This window comes from Myxococcus xanthus (assembly GCF_013116825.1).
Classification (GTDB): Bacteria; Myxococcota; Myxococcia; order Myxococcales; family Myxococcaceae; genus Myxococcus; species Myxococcus xanthus_B.
This window is the reverse complement of the sequence record NZ_JABFNS010000068.1, coordinates 1-22845: the sequence shown is the minus strand read 5'-3', so window position 1 is coordinate 22845 and position 22845 is coordinate 1. Positions and strand designations below refer to the sequence as shown.

General features: G+C 70.5%; 21 protein-coding genes. 12 read left to right on the top strand and 9 right to left on the bottom strand.

The window, feature by feature from the left end; all coding sequences use genetic code 11:
* The first annotated feature begins 122 nt into the window (after positions 1-122).
* On the top strand, positions 123-2339 hold the full coding sequence (locus HNV26_RS20465; RefSeq protein WP_171442385.1) for an Ig domain-containing protein: 2217 nt from the start codon (positions 123-125) through the stop codon (positions 2337-2339).
* Between the two features lie 34 nt (positions 2340-2373).
* Here the strand turns inward: HNV26_RS20465 and HNV26_RS20460 are convergent, their stop codons facing one another.
* Positions 2374-2790 (bottom strand): winged helix-turn-helix transcriptional regulator, encoded by a 417-nt coding sequence (locus tag HNV26_RS20460; RefSeq protein WP_171442386.1) that lies wholly within the window; start codon positions 2788-2790, stop codon positions 2374-2376.
* Positions 2791-2891: 101 nt separating this feature from the next.
* Here HNV26_RS20460 and HNV26_RS20455 point away from each other — a divergent pair, with 101 nt between their 5' ends.
* Positions 2892-3746, top strand: coding sequence for an SDR family oxidoreductase (locus tag HNV26_RS20455; RefSeq protein ID WP_171442387.1), 855 nt, complete (start codon positions 2892-2894; stop codon positions 3744-3746).
* 49 nt (positions 3747-3795) lie between these two features.
* Here HNV26_RS20455 and HNV26_RS20450 read toward each other — a convergent pair whose 3' ends face one another.
* Positions 3796-4347, bottom strand: coding sequence for a sigma-70 family RNA polymerase sigma factor (locus HNV26_RS20450; RefSeq protein ID WP_171442388.1), 552 nt, complete (start codon positions 4345-4347; stop codon positions 3796-3798).
* A gap of 309 nt (positions 4348-4656) precedes the next feature.
* On the opposite strand from HNV26_RS20450, the gene HNV26_RS20445 reads away from it, so the two are divergent.
* Positions 4657-5466: a DUF6209 family protein gene (locus HNV26_RS20445; protein ID WP_171442389.1), complete on the top strand. Its 810-nt coding sequence runs from the start codon at positions 4657-4659 to the stop codon at positions 5464-5466.
* 154 nt (positions 5467-5620) lie between these two features.
* Here HNV26_RS20445 and HNV26_RS20440 read toward each other — a convergent pair whose 3' ends face one another.
* Positions 5621-6055, bottom strand: coding sequence for an arginine repressor (locus tag HNV26_RS20440; protein ID WP_171442390.1), 435 nt, complete (start codon positions 6053-6055; stop codon positions 5621-5623).
* A 169-nt stretch (positions 6056-6224) separates the two neighbouring features.
* Between HNV26_RS20440 and HNV26_RS20435 the strand changes: the two genes are divergently transcribed.
* The 7 genes from HNV26_RS20435 to argC are packed head-to-tail and all read left to right on the top strand — an operon-like array spanning position 6225 to position 13951.
* Positions 6225-7232, top strand: a complete 1008-nt coding sequence (locus tag HNV26_RS20435; protein WP_171442391.1) for an N-acetylornithine carbamoyltransferase — start codon at positions 6225-6227, stop codon at positions 7230-7232.
* A 43-nt stretch (positions 7233-7275) separates the two neighbouring features.
* On the top strand, positions 7276-8202 hold the full coding sequence (gene argB / locus HNV26_RS20430; protein ID WP_171442392.1) for an acetylglutamate kinase: 927 nt from the start codon (positions 7276-7278) through the stop codon (positions 8200-8202).
* On the top strand, positions 8199-9260 hold the full coding sequence (locus HNV26_RS20425; RefSeq protein ID WP_171442393.1) for a M20/M25/M40 family metallo-hydrolase: 1062 nt from the start codon (positions 8199-8201) through the stop codon (positions 9258-9260). Before argB ends, HNV26_RS20425 begins: the two co-directional genes overlap by 4 nt.
* Positions 9253-10602, top strand: coding sequence for an argininosuccinate lyase (argH, locus tag HNV26_RS20420; RefSeq protein WP_171442394.1), 1350 nt, complete (start codon positions 9253-9255; stop codon positions 10600-10602). Before HNV26_RS20425 ends, argH begins: the two co-directional genes overlap by 8 nt.
* Before the next feature lie 25 nt (positions 10603-10627).
* A complete protein-coding gene (argG, locus tag HNV26_RS20415) occupies positions 10628-11818 on the top strand; it encodes an argininosuccinate synthase (protein ID WP_090491576.1) in 1191 nt (396 codons plus the stop codon).
* Between the two features lie 7 nt (positions 11819-11825).
* Positions 11826-12887, top strand: coding sequence for a hypothetical protein (locus tag HNV26_RS20410; RefSeq protein ID WP_171442395.1), 1062 nt, complete (start codon positions 11826-11828; stop codon positions 12885-12887).
* Complete coding sequence (gene argC, locus HNV26_RS20405; RefSeq protein ID WP_011555084.1) at positions 12884-13951, top strand: N-acetyl-gamma-glutamyl-phosphate reductase; 1068 nt, start codon at positions 12884-12886, stop codon at positions 13949-13951. The genes HNV26_RS20410 and argC overlap by 4 nt, the downstream gene beginning before the upstream one ends.
* Here the strand turns inward: argC and HNV26_RS20400 are convergent.
* Complete coding sequence (locus HNV26_RS20400; RefSeq protein WP_171442396.1) at positions 13890-14690, bottom strand: TVP38/TMEM64 family protein; 801 nt, start codon at positions 14688-14690, stop codon at positions 13890-13892. The genes argC and HNV26_RS20400 overlap by 62 nt on opposite strands.
* Before the next feature lie 186 nt (positions 14691-14876).
* On the opposite strand from HNV26_RS20400, the gene HNV26_RS20395 reads away from it, so the two are divergent.
* Positions 14877-16487: a Na+/H+ antiporter gene (locus tag HNV26_RS20395; RefSeq protein ID WP_171442397.1), complete on the top strand. Its 1611-nt coding sequence runs from the start codon at positions 14877-14879 to the stop codon at positions 16485-16487.
* Between the two features lie 127 nt (positions 16488-16614).
* On the top strand, positions 16615-17481 hold the full coding sequence (locus HNV26_RS39340) for a universal stress protein (protein ID WP_366816907.1): 867 nt from the start codon (positions 16615-16617) through the stop codon (positions 17479-17481).
* A 25-nt stretch (positions 17482-17506) separates the two neighbouring features.
* Here HNV26_RS39340 and HNV26_RS20385 read toward each other — a convergent pair whose 3' ends face one another.
* The 5 genes from HNV26_RS20385 to HNV26_RS20365 all read right to left on the bottom strand — a co-directional run bounded on the left by HNV26_RS20385 (position 17507) and on the right by HNV26_RS20365 (position 22708).
* Complete coding sequence (locus HNV26_RS20385; RefSeq protein WP_171442399.1) at positions 17507-18265, bottom strand: hypothetical protein; 759 nt, start codon at positions 18263-18265, stop codon at positions 17507-17509.
* Positions 18266-18286: 21 nt separating this feature from the next.
* The gene (gene truA / locus HNV26_RS20380; protein WP_171442400.1) at positions 18287-19084 is read right to left on the bottom strand and encodes a tRNA pseudouridine(38-40) synthase TruA; all 798 of its coding nucleotides are present in this window, start codon (positions 19082-19084) and stop codon (positions 18287-18289) included.
* A 3-nt stretch (positions 19085-19087) separates the two neighbouring features.
* Positions 19088-20314: a serine/threonine protein kinase gene (locus tag HNV26_RS20375; protein WP_171442401.1), complete on the bottom strand. Its 1227-nt coding sequence runs from the start codon at positions 20312-20314 to the stop codon at positions 19088-19090.
* A 73-nt stretch (positions 20315-20387) separates the two neighbouring features.
* Positions 20388-21374: a class I SAM-dependent rRNA methyltransferase gene (locus tag HNV26_RS20370; RefSeq protein ID WP_171442402.1), complete on the bottom strand. Its 987-nt coding sequence runs from the start codon at positions 21372-21374 to the stop codon at positions 20388-20390.
* 8 nt (positions 21375-21382) lie between these two features.
* Positions 21383-22708, bottom strand: a complete 1326-nt coding sequence (locus HNV26_RS20365) for an amidohydrolase family protein (protein WP_171442403.1) — start codon at positions 22706-22708, stop codon at positions 21383-21385.
* Positions 22709-22845: the final 137 nt, after the last annotated feature.

The following is a 22845-nucleotide window of genomic DNA, read 5'->3' as shown; positions in this document are numbered from 1 at the left end:
GCGCGCAGCGCCTCGCCCCCGGGCCGGCACCTGTCCGGCGGCGGGGTTCGGGAGATGCCCGCGCTGATTTGACTCGGAGGAATGCGAAACCGTAGACAGGGCTCCTCTCGCATCGCGACAGGATGTCCCCCTTGCTCAATCGCAATCGTTCCCTGCGAGCCCTGCTGGGGGCTTCGCTGTGGTGGGTCGTCTCCGGCTTCCAGTCCGAGGCCATCGTCAGTCACGAAGGCACGGTCCGCAGTGGCACCTCCGTCTCACTGAGCCTCCAGGTCTCCTCCGGGCCCAGCCAGACCTCCGCGCGCACCGGTCAGCTGGTGGCCTGCATCGCCCTGCCCGTGGGCTGGCAAGCGCCGGGCGGCAGCTACACGCACGCCGGCTCGGCGGCCACCGGCGCGCAGCCGGGCGCCTCGGGACTCTCCGCCGAGGCTCAGTCCGCCTGGCCCGTCGACGGCGCCACCTGGCACTGCCTGGTATCGGAAAACGTGACCACGACGAACCAGGAGGTCCAAACGACCGCGCAGCTCACGCTCCCCGTGCCCGCGGTGGCCCAGGGGGCCTACCGGGTGCGGTACCAGAGCGGGTTTCGCGAGCTGACGCCTCCGGTCGGAGGGGGGCAGGCTCCTGCCTACCAGCCCACGGACTTCTCGGGACGCCTGGAGCGACTGCTCCACGTCAACGTGGCCCCCGCCACCACCTTCGACGACTGGCAAGCGGGCGTCGCCACCGGCGTCCTGGTGACGCCGTCCGTGACGCGCGCCTGGTATGGCAACGGGACGTTCCTGGCAGCGGCCACGGGCAACACGGAGCTGCTGCGTTCCTCGGACGGGCGCCAGTGGACGGGCTTCGTTCCCGTGTCGGAGGGGACCACGTCGCCCCTCCCGCTGGAGCGGCTGGTCTACTCCCAGCGCAAGTGGTTCGGCCTGTCGAACGGGCGCATCGTCGTCTCGTCCGACAACGCGCACACCTGGGCCCCCGCCTACCAGGACCCGGCGCCCGGGAGCCGGCGCTTCCTGGAGCTCGCGCTCAGCGGAAACCGGATGGTCGCGGTGGGCACCGCGGGCCTCATCGCCAGCTCCACGGACGGCCAGCGCTGGACCGATGAGAGCATCAACAGCGCCTATGACGTCGTGACGCTCGTCCCCGGTCAGAGCAGCTTCCTCGCCGTGGCCAACCCGCTGGCGGGCGCGCCCTCCCAGCATCCCGTCCTCGTGCGGCCCCAGGGCGCTGGCGCCGCCTGGGAGGTGTTCCAGCCCGCCACGCTGTCCGGGCTCACCATCGCCCAGCTCACCGCCGGCAATGGTCGCTTCCTCGCCTTCGCCCGGCCCAGCCAGTTGCCCCTGTCGCCCCAGGCGGTGGGACCGACGAGCGGTTTCTTTCTCTCCGAGGACCTCGGCGGCACCTGGACGCGCGTGGAGGGCCTCCGGCTTCCCGCCGACGCTCCGCTACCCACCCCGCTCATGACGTTCGTGGACCAGAGCTTCGTCGTCAGCTGGACGGCCGTCGACCCGCAAGTCGTGGGAGTGCTTCCCTCGTTCGAGCTGCAGGTGTCGGCGGATGGCAAGGAATGGACGGCGCACCCGACGGGCGCGGGCGGCAACTATGCGTCCACGGCCTTCGCCACGGGCGACACCTCCGTGGTCGCGGTGAGCCAGCGGCGTCTGCTGGTGGCCGCGCGCCGGCCCTGGCCGCTGCCGGAGCTCCTCACGGAGACGCTGCCCCCGTTCCGGTTGGGCACGGCCGCCAACGTGGAATTGAGCACGCGCGGCGCAGGCACCCTGACGTTCGAGCTGGAAGGCACGCTGCCCTCGGGCCTGACGTTCGCCCCCACGACGGGTACCTTCGCCGGCACGCCCGCGCAGTCCGGTAGCACCGCCGTCACCGTCCGGGTTCGCGACGCGCGCGGCGGTGTGGCGGCGCGCACGTACAGCGTGGACGTGGTGGGCACCCTGAGCATCTCCAGCGGCGCGATTGCGTCCGCGACCCAGGGCACCGCGTATGAGGCGCGCTTCACCGTCCAGGGCGGCCGGGCGCCGTATACGTGGAGCCTGGACGGCGGCACCGTGCCCGGAGGCTTGACGATTCAGCAGCGCGACGGCGCCTACGTGCTGAGCGGGATTCCGACCGCCAGCGGCACCTTCCCGCTGACGGTGCGAGTGACGGACTCGGCGAACCAGACGGCGGCGCGGAGCGTGTCGCTGCAGATCGCACCCACGCCTCCTCCGATTGACGACAAGGGTGACGCGCCCAGCGGCTGTGGTTGCAGCGGCGGCGGCGCGGGCGCCCAGGCGCTGGGGCTGGCGGCGCTGGCACTGATGGGCCGAGCCCGCCGCAAGCGCTGAGCCCGCGATGCGAGGGCGTCGGGCCGAGGAACCCCTATCCCTTCCTCGGGGTGTACTCGGCCCGCGCCGCGGCGATGCGAGGCATGCTGTCCTCAATCCAATCCGCGAGCGCCTCCACGCGCGCGGCGACATCCTCTCCCAGCGGCGTGAGGCTGTAGTCCACGTGCGGCGGAATCACCGGGTGGACTTCACGGAGTACGAAGCCGTCCTGCTCCAGGGCCTGGAGCGTCTGCGACAGCATCTTCTCGCTCACGCCCGCCACCCTCCGGCGCAGCTCGCTGAAGCGATGCGTGCCTTCCAGCAGCGCAATCAGGACCAGGACGCCCCAACGGCTCGTCACGTGGTCCAGCACGCCTCGGGAAGGACATGAGGGCACGTACAGGTTGCCCCGCTCCACCGCCAGCTTCGCCATCTTCCGCGCCAGCGGCCCCGGACGCTTTTTCACGCTCATGTTAGTAGCTTACCGGAAAGTGGGTACTTACTAGAAGTTAGCGACATCGTTAGGTTCCACTCGCGTCTGGAAACCCCTCCACGACAGGAGATGTGAACCCCATGATTCTTGTGACTGCGGCAACGGGTAAGCTGGGCCGTCTGGTCGTCGCGGGCCTGCTCGAAAAGGTCCCTGCCAAGGACATCGCCATCGCCGTGCGCGACCCGAGCAAGGCCTCCGACCTGGCAGCCAGAGGCGTCCAGGTCCGTCAGGCGGACTACAGCAAGCCGGAGACGCTCGGACCCGCGTTGGCCGGAGCGGACAAGGTGCTCCTGATTTCATCCAGCGAGGTCGGCCAGCGCGCGGCGCAGCACCGGGCCGTGGTGGACGCCGCGAAGAAGGCAGGCGTCCGGCTGATTGCGTACACCAGCATCCTGCACGCGGATACCTCGGGCCTCATGCTCGCCGGCGATCACAAGGCGACCGAGGAGGCGATTCGAGCGTCCGGCATCCCCTTCGTCTTTCTACGCAACGGCTGGTACACGGAGAACTACACGGAGAACCTGGCACCCGCGCTGGCACATGGCGCGCTCATCGGCAGCTCGGGTCAGGGCCGTGCCGCCACCGCCACCCGGGCGGACTACGCCGCCGCCGCGGTGGCCGTGCTCACCGGCACGGGCCATGAGAACAAAATCTACGAACTGGCCGGCGACACCGCCTTCACCGCCGCCGAGTTGGCCGCCGAGGTGTCCCGCCAGGCTGGCACGACGGTCGTCTACAAGGACCTGTCACGGGCCGACCATGCCGGCGCGCTCATCGGCGTGGGCGTCCCCGCCCCCTTCGCCGAGTTGCTGGCGGACTCCGATGCGGGCGTGGCGCGAGGTGAGATGAACGACAGCTCCGGCGACTTGCGCCGGCTCATCGGGCGGCCCACGACGCCGCTCGCGGACGCGGTGGCGGCGGCCGTCAAGCGCTGAGCCCGACGCCCCCTGACTCCAACCCGGCCCGCGCGTCCCGCGCGGGCCGTCAGTTACCCAGCCGCGTCAGCAGCCACTCCCGGACGTAGGCCCAGTCGCGTTTGACGGTGACGGGGGACACGCTCAGCACCGCGGCGGTGTCCAGCAGGTCCAGGCCCACGAAGTAGCGCAGCTCCAGCATGCGCGCGAGCCGCGGCTGGAACGTGTCCAGCTCCGAGAGCGCTCGGTCCAGCTCCAGCACCTCCACGCTCAAACCCGCCGGGACATCCGCCTCCACGTCCCCCAGGCTCACCCGCTCCAGCCGGGCCTCGCGGAGCTGCGCCCTGCGCAGCCGCGCCCGGTCCACCATCACCCGCCGCATGGCCTGCGCCGCGGCGCTGAAGAAGTGACGCCGCGCCTCCACCGGGGCCCCCGCGCTGAACAGGCGCAGCCACGCCTCCTTCACCAGCACCGCGGGTTGCAGCGACGGCGTCGACGCCGCGTCGGACATGGCCCGCTGCGCCATGTCCCGCAGCTCCCGGTAGGCCGCCGCCGTCAACGCATCCCGCGCGCCCTGCTCGCCCTTGCGCGCGTGGTCCAGCAGCTCTGTCAGCTCCGACATGCCCACATTCACCTCCAGGCCAGACGGGCTCACCGCCCCCATGGAAACTACGCTCTCAACGAGAAATCTTGGAAAGCTTGGGTAGATACCCCTCACGGTGCAACGATTCCCCCGTCCGGAAGGGCTGGGAAACGACAGTGTCCTACAGCGGGAGGAGTTCCCCCCCTGACGTGAGGCCAAGGCGCACCCACAAGCACGGCGGAAGCAGGGGATTCCGGCATTTCTCCGGGTCGTGCTAGCGAGCCGCTCGCGCCCGGCGGGCCACACCCTCCGTCCGGGCACCACCACCCTCCGTGCCCGGGAGTCGCCATGAAGCCGCTGCTGTCCGCCCTGCTGCCGTTGCTGTGTCTTGCCTCCTCCGCCTCCGCAGCGCCGCAAGCGCCCGTCGCCGTGCAGTCCGACCTGGCCTTCCTGTCAGGACCGCCCACGCTGACCTTCGCCGCGGACTGGAGCGTCACCCTCAGCGGCCAGCCGGAGGCAGGCGGCGCGCTGGACATCGTCTATGACACCTCGCGCCTGCCGCTGTGCCGGGGCACCGGGTGGACCATCACCGGCTTCGCCATGTCGAACCGGGGCCCGGTGCACAGCTTCTCCGTGGCGGATGCCACCACGGCGGGCGCCATCGCGCAGACGCAGCTGGCCCTGGCTCAGGGCGGCACGTTGGAGCTGTGGTTCCAGAACACGGACGCCACCGGCTGCTCCCATTGGGATTCGAACCTCCAGTACAACTTCCACACGTGGGTGACGCAGAACCCGACGATTTCGTTCCACCCCGCGCCGGCGTGGACGTACACGGTCCACGGCACGCTCCAGGGCGGCACCACGCTGATGGTGGACTACGACATCGGCCGCATCGCCCAATGCCGGGCGCAGTACCTGAACTACAAGGCCTGGGACACCACGGCGTACTACCGCATCAACGGCGGCCCGGTGACGATGCTCAGCCTGACGGCGAGCTGGGGTGAATGGGACGCCGAGTTCTGGAGGCAGATCCCCGCCTTCATCCCGCTGCCGCCCGGCCCCGCGACGCTGGAGCTGTGGTTCTCCACCCAGGACCGCAAGGGCTGCCAGCAGTGGGACTCGCGCCACGGGCAGAACTACGTCTTCGCCATCCAGTGAGCCCCCGCGCTCCGGGGCGCTTCGACGCGCCGGACATGTGATTCCAAGTGCTGCCCGTCGCGGTCCAATGGTCGCAGGCAACGAAGGCCGTGGAGACGGCGCCTGCGCCAGGGACGTAGCCCCATGACGAGCATCCCCTGATGGGGCGCGCCTCTCACGCCCCCAGCGACAGGAGCCGCTCCACCGCCGCGCGCACGTCGCGCAGCAGCGCCGGGTCCGTCACCGCGACGAAGATGGTGTCATCCCCCGCCACCGTCCCCGCGAGCCCCGGCAGCTCCCGCTCCTTGTCCAACGCCAGCGCGAGCACCGGCGCGAACCCCGGCGCCGTTCGAATCACCAGCAGGTTGGGCGGCGCTTCCAGGATGGTGACGCGGGGCCGCTCCGGCATCACCGCGGGCGTGGTCGGCGCGCGCTGATAGCGCCCACCCACCTTCAAGATGCCCAGCTTCTTCAGGCGCCGCGACAGCGTCGACTGGCTCGGCGCCTGGCCTTCCGCCTCCAGGAGCTGCTGCAACACAGCCTGATCGCCGATCTCCTGCTCGCTGATGAGCCGCAGGATGGCCTCGTCCAGGTTCATTCCCACCAACATGCATTCCCGTGAATATTCATGCAAGAAGATGCATGTGCCCGTTGCGAACAATCCGCTTGCGCGGCGCGTCTTTCTGCATAATATCCGCCGTCTTTTCGCGGCAATGCACGCATTTTCACGCATATTCATCACGAATATGCAGGTCGCCGCTGCCGGGGAGGACAGGCCCATGAAGCACGTCACGCACATCAAGGATCTGGGGCCCGAGGGCGTGGAGGCGGTGCTCGCGCAGGCGTCCGCGTGGAAGCAGAAGGGCCCGGAGCACGCGCTCTTCGCCAACACGCTGCTGGGGATGGTGTTCTTCAACCCGTCGCTGCGCACGCGCACCTCCTTCGAGGCCGTCATGCTGCGCGGCGGTGGCAACGCCATCATCCTGGACGTGGGCGCTGGCGTCTGGAAGCTGGAGCACCGCGAGGGCGCGGTGATGAACGCGGACCGGGCCGAGCACCTCAAGGAGGCCGCGCCCGTCCTGTCGCGCTTCGTGGACATGCTCGGCGTGCGCACCTTCTCGCAGGGCGGCGGTGACGAGGAGGACGAAGTCGACCCCGTCATCAACGCGTTCCGCAAGTGGTCCACCGTGCCGGTGGTGAGCATGGAGTCCGCGCGCGAGCACCCCTGCCAGGGTCTGGCGGACATGCTGACGCTGCGCGAGACGTTCGGCAGCACGAAGAAGCTGCCGGTGACGCTGACGTGGGCGCCGCACATCAAGCCGCTGCCCAAGGCCGTGCCCAACTCCTTCTTGCTGAGCGCGGCGGCGGCGGGCTGTGAGATTCGCGTGGCCCACCCTCCCGGGTTCGACCTGCACCCGGCCGTCCGCGCCGAGGCGGAGGCGTACGCCAAGGCCACGGGCGGCAGCGTCACCTATACGCACGACCAGGACGAGGCCCTGGCCGGCAGCCGCGCCGTCTACGCCAAGTCGTGGGGCCCCACGGCCGCGGCGGCGTTTTCGCCCAATGACGTCACCGCGCTGCTCGCGTCCTACTCCGGTTGGATGCCCACGCGCCTGACGATGTCGCGCGCGCAGAAGGACGCGGCCTTCCTCCACTGCCTGCCCGTGCGCCGGAACGTGGAGGTGGCCGATGAGGTCCTGGACCACCCGAGCAGCCGCGTCGTAGACGAGGCCGGCAATCGCTACCACGTCCAGCGGGCGCTGCTGCACTGGATGCGTTCACGTTGAGCGGCCCCTCCGCATTCTTCCTTTCCTGACTTCGAGGTCTCACGTGCCCCTTTCGCCCGACCCCTACTCCGCGCTTCGCCACGCGGCGAAGTACGTGCAGCAGTTCCGCCGCAAGACGTTCGTGGTGAAGCTCGGCGGCGCCATGCTCAGCGACCCGCGTCTGCGCCGCGCCGCCTGCGAGCAGATTGCCCTGCTCTGGACCTTCTCCATCCGCCCCGTCGTGGTTCACGGCGGCGGTCCGGAGCTGGACACGCTGTGTGACGCCCTCCACCTGCCGGTGGAGAAGGTGGCCGGCCGCCGCGTCACCTCCGCGCCCGTGCTGGACGCGGCGAAGATGGTGCTCGCGGGCAAGCTGCACACGGATCTGCTGGCGGACCTCCAGGCGGCGGGCGTGCCCGCGGTGGGCCTGAGCGGCGTGGACGCCGGTCTCATCAAGGCGCGCAAGCGCCCGCCCGTCATGGTGACGGAAGCCGGTGCCACCGAGGGCAAGCTGGTGGACTACGGCCTGGTGGGCGACATCGAGCAGGTGGACACCCGCGTGGTGGAGCACCTGCGCTCGGCCGACTACGTGCCCGTCATCGCCCCCCTGTCGGGTGGCACGGACGGCGCCGTGTACAACACCAACGCGGACACCGTGGCCGCGGCGCTGGCGGTGGCGCTGTCCGCCGAGAAGCTCTTCTTCCTGGTCCAGGTTCCGGGCCTGCTGAGGAACGTGAGCGACCCGTCGTCGCTCGTCACGCTGGCCAACCTCACGGACCTGGCCACCATGGAGAGCACCGGCGCCATCGCGGGCGGCATGAAGCCCAAGGCGCACGCCATCCGCCACGCGCTCGTGGGCGGCGTGGGCAGCGTGCACCTGGTCAGCGGCGTGCAGCCCAACGCGCTCCTGGAGGAGGTCTTCACCAACGAGGGCAGCGGCACCATGGTCGTGCGGGAGAACGCGCAGAAGCCCGCGGGGGCGGTGGGATGACGGCGGCGGAGCTGCTCCAGGCGCTGGTGGCCATCCCCAGCGTGTCAGGTGACGAGGGCCGCATCGCGGACACCGTGTCCGGGTGGGCGGAAGGCTGGGGCGCGCGCGTCCAGCGGCAGGGCCACAACGTGTGGTTCTCCGTGGGGAGCGGGCCGCGCCGGCTGCTCGTCAACTCGCACCTGGACACGGTGAAGCCGTGCGCCGGGTGGACGTACGAGCCCCACGCGCCCGCGTGGCGCGAGGACCGCCTGTACGGCCTGGGCAGCAATGACGCCAAGGGGTGCGTGACGGGCATGCTGCTCGCCGCGCGGACCCTGCTGGCCGAAGGCGCGCCCACGGGCGCGGAAGTCGTGTTCGCGTTCACCGCGGAGGAAGAGACGGGGGGCCAGGGGCTGGGAACGCTGTTGCCCAAGCTGGGCCCGCTGGACGCCGCCATCGTCGGCGAGCCCACCAGCCTCAAGCCCTGCACCGCCCAGCGCGGCATGCTGCTCCTTCGCTGCACCGCGCACGGCAAGAGCGCGCACGTCGCGCACGCGCACGCCGCGGAGGCCATCAACGCCATCCACCTGGCCGCGACGGACATCGCGGTGCTGGCCGAGCTGCGCTTTCCGTCCCACCCGCTCCTGGGCGAGGCCCGGGCGCAGGTGACGCAGGTGTCGGGTGGCCTGGCGCGCAACCAGGTGCCGGACCGGTGCGAGTTCTTCGTGGACCTGCGCACCACGCCGGGCATGGAGCACGCGATGGTGGCCCGGCAGGTGGCGGGCGCGTTGAAGAGCGAGGTGACGGTCCACTCGGAGCGCTACCTGCCGAAGGCGACGTCGGCGGAGCAGCCCATCGTCCGCGCGGCGGTGGCCGCGTCGGGTGCGCAGCCGGTGGGCTCCAGCACGGCGTCGGACTGGGCCTTCCTGGGGGACATCCCCGCGGTGAAGGTGGGCCCTGGCGACACGCTGCGCAGCCACCTGGCGGACGAGTTCATCACCCGGGCGGAGCTGGAAGCCGGCGCCGCCTTCTACACGCAACTGGTTCGGGGTTACTTCGAGGAGGCGGCTCGTGGCTGACACGCTGTGGGGCAAGGGCCTTCCCCTGGACGCGGCCATCCACCGCTTCACGGTGGGCAACGACCCGGTGGTGGACCTGGCGCTGGCGCCGCATGACGCGCTCGGCTCGGCCGCGCACGCGCGGATGCTGGCGCGCGTGGGCCTGCTGAAGGACGCGGAGGCGCAGGCCCTGGTGACGGCGCTCAAGGCGCTGCACGACGAGGCCCGCGCGGGCACGTTCGTCATCCGTCCCGAGCAGGAGGACGGCCACACCGCGCTGGAGGCGGCGCTGGTGGAGCGCGTGGGCGAGCCGGGCAAGCGCATCCACCTGGGGCGTTCTCGCAACGACCAGGTGCAGCTGGCCCTGCGCCTGCTGCTGCGAGAAGAAGTGCTCACGCTGGGCGCGCGGGCGGCGGAGCTGGCGGGGGCCTTCCTGGACTTCGCGCAGGCGAACAAGGACGTGGCGCTGCCGGGCTACACGCACCTGCGCCGGGCCATGCCTTCCACCTTCGGTCTGTGGGGCATGGCGTTCGCGGAAGGGCTGCTGGAGGAGCTCGAGGCGCTGCGCGGCGTGTGGGCGCGGCTGGACCGCTGCCCGCTGGGCGCGGCGGCGGGCTTCGGCGTGCCGCTGCCCATCGACCGGGAGTACGTGGCGGCGCTGCTGGGTTTCTCGCGCGTGCAGCGCAGCCCCATCGACGTGCAGAACGGACGCGGCCGTCACGAGTCCGCGGTGCTGGGCTGGGCCTGCTCGGTGGCGGGCACGCTGGAGAAGTGGCTGTGGGACGTGCAGCTCTACAGCATGGACGAGTTCGGCTTCCTCGGGCTGCCGGACGCGTACACCACGGGCTCGTCCATCATGCCGCAGAAGAAGAACCCGGACGTCGTGGAGCTGGCCCGGGGCCGCTGCCGCGAGCTACGCGGGCTGGCGCATCAGGTGGAGGCCGTCGCGGGCGGACTGCCCTCCAGCTACCACCGCGACTTCCAACTGCTGAAGTCCCCCACCCTGACGGCGCTGGGCTCCACGCGGGAGCTGCTGGACGTGCTCACCCGGCTGGTGCCCGCGCTCCAGGTGAAGGCGGACGCGGCGGCGCGCGCCAGCGATGACACGCTGTACGCGGCGCACCACGCCTATGCGCTGGTGGCCCAGGGACAGGCCTTCCGTGACGCCTACAAGCAGGTGGGCCGCGAGCTGGTGGAAGGAACGTTCCGTCCAGACCGCGGCGCCCTGACGGCCACCCACCTGGGTGGCGCCGGCAACCTGGGCCTGCCCCAGGCCCGGGAAGAGCTGGCCGCCTCGCGCGCCTGGCTCGATGAGACGCACCGCCTGGTGGCCGATGCCGCCGGGCGCGTCTGGACGGTTTGAACCGCATCCCCGCGAGGAGCGAATCATGAGCAACAAGAAGAACGTGGTGCTGGCCTTCTCCGGCGGACTCGATACCGCTTTCTGCGCCGTCTACCTGCGTGAGCAGGGCTACGACGTCACCACCGTCACGGTGGACACCGGCGGCTTCCCGCCCGAGCAGTTGGAGCGCATCGCCGCGCTGTCCAAGCAGTTGGGCGCGGTGGAGCACGTGACGGTGGACGCGCGCGAGACGCTCTTCCAGGGCTACCTGCGCTACCTCATCGCCGGCAACGTGCTGCGCGGCCAGGTCTACCCCCTGAGCGTCTCCGCGGAGCGCGCGTGCCAGGCGGCGGAGGTCGTCCGCGTGGCGCGCGAGAAGGGCACCCAGGCGCTGGCGCACGGCAGCACGGGCGCGGGCAATGACCAGGTGCGCTTCGACGTGGCCTTCCGCTCGCTGGCGCCGGAGCTGGAGCTGCTCACGCCCATCCGCACGCTGTCCCTGAGCCGGCAGCAGGAGCTGTCCTACCTGGCCGAGCGCGGCGTCCACATGCCGCCGAAGCTGGGCTCCTACTCCGTCAACGAGGGCATGTGGGGCACCTCCGTGGGCGGCGCCGAGACGCTGGACTCCTGGAAGGCGCTGCCCGAGGCGGCCTTCCCCGGCGGCGAGCTGTCGCAGGACCTCAAGCCCCGGCCCCTCACGGTGTCCTTCGAGAAGGGCGTCCCGGTGGCGCTGGACGGCGAGAAGCTGGGCCCCGTGAAGCTGGTGGAGGCGCTCAACGCGCTGGGGCGCACCTACGGCATCGGCCGGGGCGTGCACCTGGGGGACACGATTCTGGGCATCAAGGGCCGCGTGGGCTTCGAGGCGCCGGCGGCGCACCTGCTCGTCACCGCGCACCGCGAGCTGGAGAAGCTGGTGCTCTCCGGCAAGCAGCTCTTCTGGAAGGAGTCGATGGGCAACCTCTACGGCTCGCTGCTGCACGAGGGGCACTTCTTCGACCCGCTGGTGAAGGACCTGGAGGCGTTCCTCACCTCGTCGCAGGAGCGCGTGACGGGTGACGTGCGGCTGGTGCTGCACCCGCGCACGCAGGTGGTGGAGGGCGTGCGTTCGCCGCACTCGCTGATGGACGCGAAGGTGGCGACGTACGGAGAGGCCAACGTGTTGTGGAACGGCTCGGAAGCCGCGGGCTTCGCCAAGCTGTACGGCGTCGCGCAGATGCTCTCGCATCGCGCGAAGTGAGGGTGCCATGAAGGTTTTCGTCGACAAGGTAGGCAGTGTCACCCGCAACCTCGGCCTAGGCCGGACCGTCCACCTCGCGTCCGAGGTGAAGGCCGAGGAGGGCGCGGTGGTGGCCGTGCGCATCCACGGAGAGAAGAGCACGTACAACCAGCTCGAGGACGTGCACGGGCGCCTGGTGACGCTGCACGCCGGTGACATCGTCGTGGGCGCGCTGGGCCACCGCAACGCGCTTCACGGCTATGAGGGCGTGGTGCCCGCGTCCGTCACCGTGGGCGAGCGGCTGCACATCCTCAACATGGGCGGCGTCATCGGCAAGTGCACCTCGCACAACCACGGCGTGGGCCTGCCCTTCGAGGCGGAGGTGCTGGGCCAGGTGCTGGAGTTCCCGGAGCTGATGTCGCGCACCGGGCAGCCAGCGCACGTGTCCTCCGGCGCGCTGAAGGGCACGTCGTCGCCGGTGAAGTGCCCCGTCGTCTACGTGGTGGGCACCTGCATGAACTCGGGCAAGACGTTCGCCTCGGCGGCCATGGTGCGCAAGCTGGCGCAGGCGGGCTTCCGCGTGGGCGGCGCCAAGCTGACGGGGGTGTCGCTGATGCGCGACACGCTGAGCATGCAGGACTCCGGCGCGGACGTGGTGATGGACTTCACGGACGCGGGCATCGTCTGCACGGGGCCTCGCACGGGCGCGCGCGTGGCGCGGGTGCTCTTCTCCGAGCTGGCGGCGGAGAACGTGGACGTCATCGTCGCGGAGACGGGCGACGGCATCATGGGCGAGTACGGCGTGCAGGGCATCCTCGCGGACCCGGAGCTCAAGAGCCTGGCGGGGGCGTGGGTGCTGTGCGCCAACGACCCGGTGGGCGCGTCCGGCGGCGTGCGGCACCTGCGCGAGGCGTACGGCATCGAAGTGGACGTGGTGGCCGGACCGGCCACGGACAACGCCGTGGGCGTGCGCTTCGTGGAGCAGGTGGTGGGCATCCCCGCTCGCAACGCCCGCGCGGACGCGGCGGCGCTGGGCGGACTCATCCTGGAGAAAATCGCCCCCAAGCTGGGCGCGGGGAGGAAGTCATGACGCAGGTCAACATCTACATCCTGGGTGCCTCCGGCTTCGGCGGCGGCGAGCTCTTGCGCATCCTCTCCGGCCACCCGGCGGTGGGCAGCATCCGCGCGGTGTCGCGGCACCACGCCGGCGAGCCCATCCACAAGGTGCACCCGCACCTGCGCGGACTGGTGGAGGGCCGCTTCGAGGGCGAGCCCGACTGGAAGTGGCTGGCGGACTGCGAGCAGCCCGTCGTCTTCAGCGCGCTGGGCCACGGCGACCTGGCCAAGCAGTTCGCGGGCCTGGAGAAGCAGTGGGCGGAGGTCGGCATCGCCGAGCGCCTGCTGCTGGTGGACCTGTCCTCCGACTTCCGGCTGGACCACCCGGGCCGCTACGCGGGCGCGTACGGCCGGCCCCACCCGTCCCCGGAGCTGCTGGGCACCTTCACCTACGGCCTCACCGAGTGGAAGCGCGACGCGGTGAAGACGGCGAAGCGCATCGCCAACCCGGGCTGCTTCGCCACGGCGGTGCAGTTGGCGCTCCTGCCCATCGCCTCCACGCCGGGCCTGGGGCTGCTCGCGGTGTCCGGCGTCACGGGCTCGTCCGGCTCCGGCTCGCTGCCCGGCGAGGGCACGCACCACCCGACGCGCGCGCAGGACTTCCGCGCGTACAAGCCGCTGGAGCACCAGCACGAGGCCGAGGTGGAGGTCATGCTGGTGGCCCACGGCGCGCAGCGGCACCGGCTGGCCTTCGTCCCGCACTCGGCGCCCATGGTGCGCGGCATCTTCGCCACCGTGCAGTTCGAGTGGCCGGAGCACGGCGGCGCCGTGGTGACGGCGTCGCTGATGGAGAAGTACCGCCGCTACTACGAGGGCTCGAAGTTCGTGCGCATCGTCGAGGGAACGCCGCGCATCGCCGCGGTGGCCGGCAGCAACTTCTGCGACATCGCGGTGGCCACCAAGGGCCGCTCGGTGGCCGTCATGGCGGCGCTCGACAACCTGGTGAAGGGCATGGCCGGCCAGGCGGTGCAGAACTTCAACGTCGCGCTGGGGCTGCCGGAAGACACGGCGCTGCGCCAGGCCGCCTGCTACCCGTAGGCCGCGCATCCCCGGGGCCTGGGCGCACGCGCCCAGGCCCACCGCTCGCGACGGCCGCCTCCTTCGCGAGCAACTCCCGCATCAGCTTGCGTCCCAGGACGAGCCCCAGCATCAGGCTCACCACCATGCCAGTGGCGGACACGGCCGTCATCCACGTCTTCCCCTGCCCCAACGAGCTGCCGAAGAGCGCCGTCAGCAGCGTCCCGGGGAGGGTGCCCACCACCGCGCCCAGCGCCAGCGGGACGTAGCGGGCGCCTGACGCGGACGCCGTCGCCAGCATCACATCCGCCGGAATCACTGAATTGATGCAGGCCAGGAAGCCGAGCTGGAAGCCATGCTCGCGCGCCGCGCGCTGGAACACCGGGTGCTTGTCCCCGGCCAGCCGCCGCATGGGCTTGCGGCCCAGCCTGCGCGCCAGCAAGTGGATGAGGCCCGAGGCCAGCAGCGTCCCGACGAGCGCGTAGGCCGTGCCCGCGGCCATGCCGAAGAGGATGCCGCCCACCGCCGTGAAGAGCTGCCCGGGCAGCAGCGTCACCGGGCGCACCGCGAGGAGCAGGATGAAGGCCAAGGGCGCCAGCGCGCCCAGGGGCCTCAGCCAGCCCGACAGCGTCTGCTGATCCAGGTATTGCGGCCCCAGCAGCCGCAGCCCCACGAGCAAGCCGACGGAGATGCAGAGCGGTCCGATGAGCTTGAGGCCCGCGCTCAGCCGTCCTCCCTTGGAGCGAGGGTGCTTGGACATGGCTCAAAGCTGGGAAGCCTCACGCGGGAAGGCAAGAGCAGCCAGGCAAGAGATGACATCTTGCATTCCACCTTACCCTGGCATTTTGCGATGCCCTCCGTACGAGCGAGAACAACATCGAGTGCGTCTCTGCCCAGCTCAACTGCGCTATCGTCCCGCGCTTTGAATCAAAACAGGTAAGGACGAATGCATTTCGAGTTGGCCTTCGTACTGATTTTCGCCATCGCGACCGCCGTGGCCATCGCCGCGCGGTACTTCAAAATCCCCTATACGGTTGCCCTGGTCGTCGCGGGCCTGCTGTTGGGTACGTTCAAGGCGTTCGAGCCGCCGCACCTCACGAAGGAGCTGCTCTTCGCCATCATCCTCCCAGGTCTGCTCTTCGAAGCGGCCTTCCACGTCGAGTTCCGCAAGTTCTGGAAGAACAAGATGGCCATCCACGCCCTGGCCATTCCAGGGCTCCTGGCCTCCGCGGGGCTCACGGCCTTCATCCTGACGCGCGTGGTGGATGGGTTGGACTTCGTCCATGGCTTCGGGATGCTGTCCGCGCTGGTGTTCGCGTCCGTCATCGTGTCCACGGACCCCATCGCCGTGGTGGCGCTCTTCAAGTCGCTGGGCGCGCCCAAGCGGCTGCTCATCCTGGTGGAGGGAGAGAGCCTGCTGAACGACGGTTCCGCCGTCGTGCTCTTCACGCTCATCGTCGCGGTCGCCACGGGTGGCCAGTTCACGGTGGGCGGCGCCTTGTTCGACTTCATCAAGGTGTTCGGCATGGGCGTGCTGATAGGCAGCGCGATGGGCTTCGCCGTCGCGCAGGTCATCAAGCGCGTGGACGACGCCATGGTGGAAATCACCCTCACGGTCATCGCGGCGTACGGCTCGTTCGTGCTCGCCGAGCACTTCCACTACTCGGGCGTCATCGCGTCGGTGGTGGCCGGCATGCTGTGCGGCAACTGGGCCACGCACGAGGGCATGAGCCCCGCCACCCGCATCGCGGTGGAGAGCTTCTGGGAGTACCTGGCGTTCGCGCTCAACTCCGTGGTGTTCCTCCTCATCGGCCTGGAGGTGCAGCTCTCCTCGCTGCTGGCCTCGTGGAAGCCCATCCTCGCCGCCTATGTGGCGGTGATGGTGGCCCGCGCCGTGGTCGTCTACGGCGTGTCCGCGCTGCTCCGCTTCACCAAGGAGAAGATGCCGTGGGCCTGGAGCGCGGTGCTCACCTGGAGCGGCCTGCGTGGCGCCATCTCCATGGTGCTGGTGCTCGGTCTTCCCACGGACTTCCCGCACCGCGAGCTGCTGGTGAACATGACGTTCGGCGTGGTGGTCCTCTCCATCATCTTCCAGGGCCTCACCATGGCGCCGCTGCTGCGCAAGCTGCGCATCACCGGCCTCAAGGACGCGTTCCAGGAGCAGTACGAGCTGGCCCGCGGCCGCCTGGGCGCCATCCACGCAGCGCAGGCCGCGCTGGAGAGCATGCGCCGCGCCCGGGAGATTCCGGGGGATGTGGTGACGCAACTGGAGAAGGACTACCAGGAGAAGGAGGTCATCGCGGAGAAGGAGCTGACGGCGCTGAAGCAGCAGTCGATGCGCTTCCACGAGGAGGAGCACCAGGAGGCGGTCCGCCGCGTGCTCATCGTGGAGAAGGCGGCGCTGCTCAAGGCCTACCAGTCCGCCACCATTGGCAAGGAGGCCTTCGCACGGCTGACGGCGGACCTGGATGAGCGCATCGCCGCCGCGGACGCCGCGGAGAACCACGTGCCGCCAGAGGGTGAGACTCCGCCCGTGGCCGGCGCCGCGAGCGCCTGATTCATCCAGGCACGGCACATCCGCCTGATGACATTCAGGCGGGTTTGCCGTGCCTGCTGCGTCTGGGCCTCCTAGACTCGCGTGTGTGAAACCACGAAAGCAGGCGTTCCCGAGGCGACTTCGCAGAGTGCTCGTCGCCACGGACTTCTCGGAGGCGAGCACCCACGCGGTGGGCAGGGCTGGACATCTGCCACTCGCGGACGGCGCGAAGGTGCTGGTGACACACGTCCTCCCCAGCCGCATGCCCGCGGAGGTGGGCACCCGAGCGCTCCAGGCCACCGCGCGTGAGCTGGAGCGGGTCGCCGACCGGCTGCGCAAGATGCTGCGTGCCGAGGGCAGCTCCGCCACGGTCGACACGCACATCGCGCGCGGCAAGCCCGTCGAGGCCATCCTGCGCCGGGCCCGGGCCTTTGGCGCGGAGCTCATCGTCCTGGGCCGGCATGGCGACAAGCCGCTGCGCAACATGTTCCTGGGCTCCACGGCGGAGAACGTCATCCGCGGCGGAGACCTGCCCGTGCTCATCGCCAACCGGCGGGCACCTGGGCCCTACCTACGGCCCGTCGTGGCCGTGGACGCGGACGAAACGTCCAAGCGCGCGGCGAGCTTCGTCCCCACGCTGATGGCGCCCGGCTCCGAGCTAAGGCTGGTGCACGCGTATGACGTGCCGCTGGAGTACGCCGTGTTCCCCGGGCTGACGGCGAAGGAGCACAAGCACTACCGGCAGACGTTCAAGGCGTCCGCGGAGCGCAAGCTCAAGGCGTTGCAGCGGGAGCTCGACGCGGTCGGCATCCCGTACCACCTGGTGATGGAGAACGGCGGCTCACGCTCCATCGTCCTCGAGTTCGTGGACGACCAGGGCGCGGACCTGCTGGCGCTGGGCACCCGGGCGCGCTCCGGTGTGGCGTTCGCGTTGCTCGGCAGCGTCGCGACGGACCTCATCCGTGAGGCGAAGTGCGACGTGCTCGTCGTCCGCGAGCCCGAGCCCCGCCAGTAGCGTGAAGGCCCCCGCGCTTACGGACTCAGGCCTCGGGGGCCTTGCCTGCCTGGGTGACGGCGGCGGGTGATGCCCCTGCCTCTTCCGTCGCGGTAAGCTCCGCGCCACCGGAGTCCTGCGCCTGCGATGCAGGAGCGTTCGCGTCGCTGGCTGGCGCCTGAGCCGCCGCAGCAGCAACCGTCGCCGAGACGGCCGCCGCCGTGAGCGCGTCTCCAGCCACCGCCGAGGACTGGGCCTCTCGCTGCTCCAGCCGCGCCCCGCCCTGCTCCGCCGCGCGGAGGAACTCGTCGTATTCGGACTTGCGCTCCGCTGCCTTGGCCTGGGTTTTCACCGACTGCTGCGCCGCGGCGTCCCGGCCCATCATCACCGCGCGCGCGCTGAGCACGACGCCCCCAGCGAAGGCCGCCAGGCTGAACACGGAGCCGATGTCCCCGGCCCACAGCCCGTACACGCCGCTCTGGATGAAGGCCATCGCGTTCAGGAAGGCCGCGCCCGAAAGCGCCGCGCCACCCGCCGTGGTCCACGGACGCAGCTCCATCACCCGCGCGGCGCCGTAGCACAGCACCGGCAACATCCCGAGCACCCACAGGTTCTCCAGCAGCACCGCCAGCGCCACCCGCAGCACGCCCACCGGCACCGCCTGGATGCGCACGCTCAGCCGAAGCGTCAACGCCACGCTCAGAATCGACCCCGCGATGAGCGCGATGAACCCCAGTCCCATGATGAACTGGAAGCGACGGACACGGACGCGCAGCGGTTCGAGGACACTCGTCTTGGAGCTCACGGGCAGGCAGCCTACTCCACTTCAGCCCTCATCCTCTTCCACGTCCGTCGTTCCCCCCGGCGTGCGGGCAGGCGGGCCGTCCCCGTAGAAGACCTCCTCCAGCACCAGCCCCTGAGCCGGCGCGGTGGGCCCGGCGCGCTTGCGCTCCTTGGAGGCCAGCACCTCCGCCACCCAGGACGCGGGCCGCCGTCCCTTCCCCACCTCCACCAGTGTCCCCGCCAGGTTGCGCACCATGTGCTTCAGGAACGCGGTGCCCTCCACCACGAAGGACACGGCGTCCCCCGACGTGCCGTCCACCGCCAGGCTCCGAATCTCCCGCACCGCGTGCTTCGCCTGGCAGTCCGCGGCCCTGAACGCGGAGAAGTCATGCCGCCCCAGCAGGTGCGTGGCCGCCTGCCGCATGGCCTCCACATCCAACGGAGCGAAGACCTCCCAGTGTGTCATCCGCCGCAGGGGCGAGCGCGTGCGCCGGTTGCTCACGCGATACCGGTAGCGCTTGCCCCGGGACCACCGGCGTGGGTCGAAGTCCTCGGCCACCTCCACCGCGTCCACCACGGCCACGTCGGGCGGCAGCAGGCCATTGAGCCCCATGACGTAGGCCTTCATCGGCAATACCCGGGGCGCGTCGAAACAAGCCACCTGCCCTGAGGCATGGACGCCCGCATCCGTGCGCCCCGCCGACGCCACCGACACACGCACCCCCAGCAGCCGCTCCAGTCCCGACTCCAGCACCGACTGGATGGAGGGCCCGTTGGGCTGCACCTGCCAGCCCACGTAGCGCGTTCCTTCGTATTCGAGCGTCAGCTTCAGCCGGGGCATGGGTCAGCGGTACTTGAGCCAGGACTCGAGCAGCTCGGCCACCAGGCGGCCCGCGGGCACGTTGTTGCGGCGGGCCACCGCCTCCAGCGCTTCCGAGACGGCGGGGCTCAGCGGCACGGCCAGGGTGCGCGGCTCGGTGCGGTCATCGCGGGCCGGGGGCTCCGGCTCCGGCGCGGGCATGGCCTTCGCGGTGTCGAGCGCGTCCGCCACATCCGACAGCTCCAGGGCCTCCTCCGACGTGGGCGCGGCCGCGGCGCGCACGGCCAGGCGGCGCTGCTCGGCGGCCAGCTCCTCCTCGAAGAGCTGCTTGATGAAGTTGGACAGGTGCAGCGCCGTGGGCGTGAAGTCGTACGCGTCCAGGAAGGCGTCCAGGTCCTTCTGCATCTGCGCGGCCGTCTGGTAGCGCTTGTCCCGGTCGCGCTCCAGCGCCCGCATCAGGATGGTCTCCAGGCGCTCCGGCAGGTCCTCGCGGAAGTACGACGGCGCGTAGATCTTCCCGTCCGTGATGCTGCGCATCACCGCGGCCTCGGACTCACCGGTGAAGAGCTTGAAGCCGGTGAGCCACTCGTAGAGCACCACGCCCAGGGAGAAGACGTCGCTGCGGCAGTCGAGCGGCTTGCCCAGACACTGCTCCGGGCTCATGTAGCTGAGCTTGCCCTTGATTTCGCCGTTGCGCGTCTGCTCCATCTGGTTGGCGGCCTTGGCGATGCCGAAATCCAGAATCTTCACCGAGCCGTCGAAGGCGACGACGATGTTCTCCGGTGACACGTCCCGGTGGACGATGTTGAGCGGGTTGCCGTACAGGTCCACCTTGGTGTGCGCGTGGTGCAGGCCCGCGCAGACGCACGAGGCAATCTTCACCGCGTACACCAATGGGAAGGGAATCCCCAGCGCCTCCGCCTTGGGGACGACGCGGCGCATGTCCCGCCCTGAGACGTACTCCATGGCGATGAAGTAGCTGTCGGCGATCTTCCCCAGGTCGTGAATCTGCACCACGTTGGAGTGGTTGAGCTGCGCGGCAAGCCGGGCCTCGTTGAGGAACATCTTCACGAAGGCCGTGTGCTTGGACAGATGCGGGCGGATGCGCTTGATGACGACGGGAGACTCGCGGCCGTCCGCCTCCTGCTGATGCGCGAGGAAGATTTCGGCCATGCCTCCCACGGCGATGCGGTCGATGAGGCGGTACTTTCCAAAGCGGCCGGTGTCGCGCTGCGGGGCGGCGGGAGGCATGGCCCCGTGAGCCTACCTGTGCCGAGCCGCAGAGTGGCAACAAACTTGGGCGACGCTCGACAGGCCTCTATTCCTACCGGACCTGCACCCGGTGCACCTTCAGCGCGGGTTCCTGTCCGGGCGGCGGTGGGAAATCCAACGCGGATGGCGCCAGCGAGCCCAACGACGTCCCCTGGCGTCCCGCCTGGGACACCCCTTCGAGCACCATGGCCTCGAAGCGGCGGGCAGGCAGTCCCGCGTGGTTGCAGCACGCCACCAGTTGGCCTCCCGGGCTGACGACACGCGCGGCGGCCTCGGCCAGCCGGGCATAGTCGCGCGCCGCGGAGAACCGGCCACTGCGAGTCGTCGAGAACGACGGCGGGTCCGAGATGACGATGTCGAAGGACTCGCCCTTCTTCGCCAAACGCTTCAGCCAATCGAACACGTCACCGGCCACGTAGTCATACCGGTCCACCGTCTGGCCATTGAGGCGCGCGTTCTCCTCGCCCCACTCCAGCACGCGCCGGCTCGCATCCAGGTTGAGCGCCCGCTTCGCGCCGCCCGCCATGGCCACGACGCCAAAGGCACAGGTGTACGAGAAGAGGTTGAGCACGGTGAGGCCCCGCGCCTGTGACAGCAGCCACGCCCGCGTGTCCCGCATGTCCAGGTACAGCCCCACCGACAGCCCCTGCGCCGGACGGATGAGGAACGTCAGGCCGTTTTCGAGCGCGGTGAAGGACTCCACCGCTTCGCCCCGGGCGGGCGCCTCGGGTGCGAGCGACTCCTTCGCCACGTTGGCCAGGACACGCGCCTCCCGGGGCCGGCGCTTGAGGTAGAGGCTTCGAGGCGCCCATGCGGCCATGGCCGCGTCGAGCAGCGTCTCCTCCTCGTCCGGCGTGAAGTCCCGGTAGAGGCTGATGACGTACACGTCACCAAACACATCCGCCGTCACATCCGGCACGCCGTCCGCTTCGGCGTTCACCACGCGCCAGGCCGTGGTCCGCGCGTCTCCCAGCAGCGGCCCGCGCCGGCCACGCGAGGCGCGCAGCGTCTCCACGAGAGAAGAAGGCAATGTACCCATGCCGCCGCTCAACTTCCCAGACGCGCGCGCGTCCAGACGCGCTCCAGCGCCTGCGTCGCCGCACGGGAAAGCGCCACATAGTCGAGCCCCAGCAACTGCCCCTCCCGCACGCAGACCCGGCCGTTCACGATGGTCCACCCCACCGGAGAATGCGCCAGTTGCCCGAGCAGATAGGGCGAGTAGCCCGTCTCCGGATCCGCGGTGGGCACGACGTCGTAGACGACGAGGTCCGCGATGCTCCCCTCCTCCACGCTCCCGGAGGGCAGGCCGAACAGCCGCGTGCACAGCTCCGCCGGGCCGTTGACGAGCAGGTGCGCCAGCGCGCCATCCACGTCCGGCAGCCTTCCGGAGCGGGAGATGCGCAGCACGCCCACCAGCGCGGCGAGCAGCTCATCCTGGAGGCTGCCATGCCCCCCGGTGCCGAGCCCCAGCAGGTGGACCCGCGACAGCACCGCGTCCATGGGGTCCGCGCCCCGCTCCAGCGCGCGCACGCCCCGGGCCGCCAGCGCCACGAAGGCACCGCTCTGCTCCAGCAGCTCCGCCTCCGCGCTGTCCAGCACGCGCGCATAGCCCGCGATGGCACGCGGCCCGAGCAGCCCCAGCGCATCCAGCCGCGGAACCACGCGTTTGCCGTGCTGCGAATAGGTGGAGGAGAGGTCGTCCTCGCTCTCCGCGAGGTGGAAGACGGTGGGCGCGTCCAGCGCCCGGCTCAGCTCCGCGATGCGGCGCAGCAGCGCGTCGTCGCAGGTGAACGACGCATGGAAGCCAAGCGCGCCCCGGACCAGCGGGTGGTCCCGATGCGCGCGCGTGAAGTCCGCGTTGGCGTCCAACCACGCCTGCGCCTGCGCCGCGCCGTCCAATCCGTGGGTGGAGTGGCTCGTCACCAACCGCAAGCCCACCGCCTCCGCGGCGCGAGCCTGGGCGGCGAGTCCTCCGGCTACGTCCTGGCAGGACAGGTGCTCCACCGCCAGGGTGACGCCGTGACGCAGGGCCCGGGCCGCCGCATAGCGGGTGAGGGCCTCCACGTCCTCGTTCGTGAGCAGCCGCGCCACGTGCCGCAGCCGGTCCAGGCGCTCGCGGGGCGGGAGCATCAGGAAGTGCCCCGTCGGCGGCAGCAGCTGGCCGTTGACGAGGTGCGTGTGGCAGTCCACGAGGCCCGGCGCCACCAGCCGGCCATGACAGGCCACTTCCCAGTCCCCGGGCAGCACGGGCACCTGGGCGTCCGGAGCCACGCGACGGATGGTGTTGCCTTCCACCACCACGGCCATGCCATGGCGAACGCGTCCGTCCGCCCTGAACACGGCACAGTTTTTCAGAAGCAGGCGGCCTTCCATGAAAGCCCTGTTCTAACACGGGCGCGGCGCGGCGCGAGCGGCGCCGCCGCCAACGCGCATGTTAGGGTCCGTACGGTATGACGCCGCTGAGCCCCTGGCCCTGGCCCTGTGCACGGCGGGGCTCAGCGGCGTCATAC

What these genes read in the sequence shown, in the direction of transcription:
- HNV26_RS20410 (WP_171442395.1), top strand. Translation starts at nt 11,826, where the DNA reads ATGAAGGTTTTCGTCGACAAGGTAGGCAGTGTCACCCGCAACCTCGGC.
- HNV26_RS20425 (WP_171442393.1), top strand. Translation starts at nt 8,199, where the DNA reads ATGACGGCGGCGGAGCTGCTCCAGGCGCTGGTGGCCATCCCCAGCGTG.
- HNV26_RS20460 (WP_171442386.1), bottom strand. Translation starts at nt 2,790, where the DNA reads ATGAGCGTGAAAAAGCGTCCGGGGCCGCTGGCGCGGAAGATGGCGAAG.
- HNV26_RS20440 (WP_171442390.1), bottom strand. Translation starts at nt 6,055, where the DNA reads ATGTTGGTGGGAATGAACCTGGACGAGGCCATCCTGCGGCTCATCAGC.
- HNV26_RS20370 (WP_171442402.1), bottom strand. Translation starts at nt 21,374, where the DNA reads ATGGGTACATTGCCTTCTTCTCTCGTGGAGACGCTGCGCGCCTCGCGT.
- argC (WP_011555084.1), top strand. Translation starts at nt 12,884, where the DNA reads ATGACGCAGGTCAACATCTACATCCTGGGTGCCTCCGGCTTCGGCGGC.
- HNV26_RS20375 (WP_171442401.1), bottom strand. Translation starts at nt 20,314, where the DNA reads ATGCCTCCCGCCGCCCCGCAGCGCGACACCGGCCGCTTTGGAAAGTAC.
- HNV26_RS20395 (WP_171442397.1), top strand. Translation starts at nt 14,877, where the DNA reads ATGCATTTCGAGTTGGCCTTCGTACTGATTTTCGCCATCGCGACCGCC.
- HNV26_RS20465 (WP_171442385.1), top strand. Translation starts at nt 123, where the DNA reads ATGTCCCCCTTGCTCAATCGCAATCGTTCCCTGCGAGCCCTGCTGGGG.
- HNV26_RS20365 (WP_171442403.1), bottom strand. Translation starts at nt 22,708, where the DNA reads ATGGAAGGCCGCCTGCTTCTGAAAAACTGTGCCGTGTTCAGGGCGGAC.
- HNV26_RS20445 (WP_171442389.1), top strand. Translation starts at nt 4,657, where the DNA reads ATGAAGCCGCTGCTGTCCGCCCTGCTGCCGTTGCTGTGTCTTGCCTCC.
- HNV26_RS20450 (WP_171442388.1), bottom strand. Translation starts at nt 4,347, where the DNA reads ATGTCGGAGCTGACAGAGCTGCTGGACCACGCGCGCAAGGGCGAGCAG.
- argG (WP_090491576.1), top strand. Translation starts at nt 10,628, where the DNA reads ATGAGCAACAAGAAGAACGTGGTGCTGGCCTTCTCCGGCGGACTCGAT.
- HNV26_RS20435 (WP_171442391.1), top strand. Translation starts at nt 6,225, where the DNA reads ATGAAGCACGTCACGCACATCAAGGATCTGGGGCCCGAGGGCGTGGAG.
- HNV26_RS20455 (WP_171442387.1), top strand. Translation starts at nt 2,892, where the DNA reads ATGATTCTTGTGACTGCGGCAACGGGTAAGCTGGGCCGTCTGGTCGTC.
- HNV26_RS20400 (WP_171442396.1), bottom strand. Translation starts at nt 14,690, where the DNA reads ATGTCCAAGCACCCTCGCTCCAAGGGAGGACGGCTGAGCGCGGGCCTC.
- truA (WP_171442400.1), bottom strand. Translation starts at nt 19,084, where the DNA reads ATGCCCCGGCTGAAGCTGACGCTCGAATACGAAGGAACGCGCTACGTG.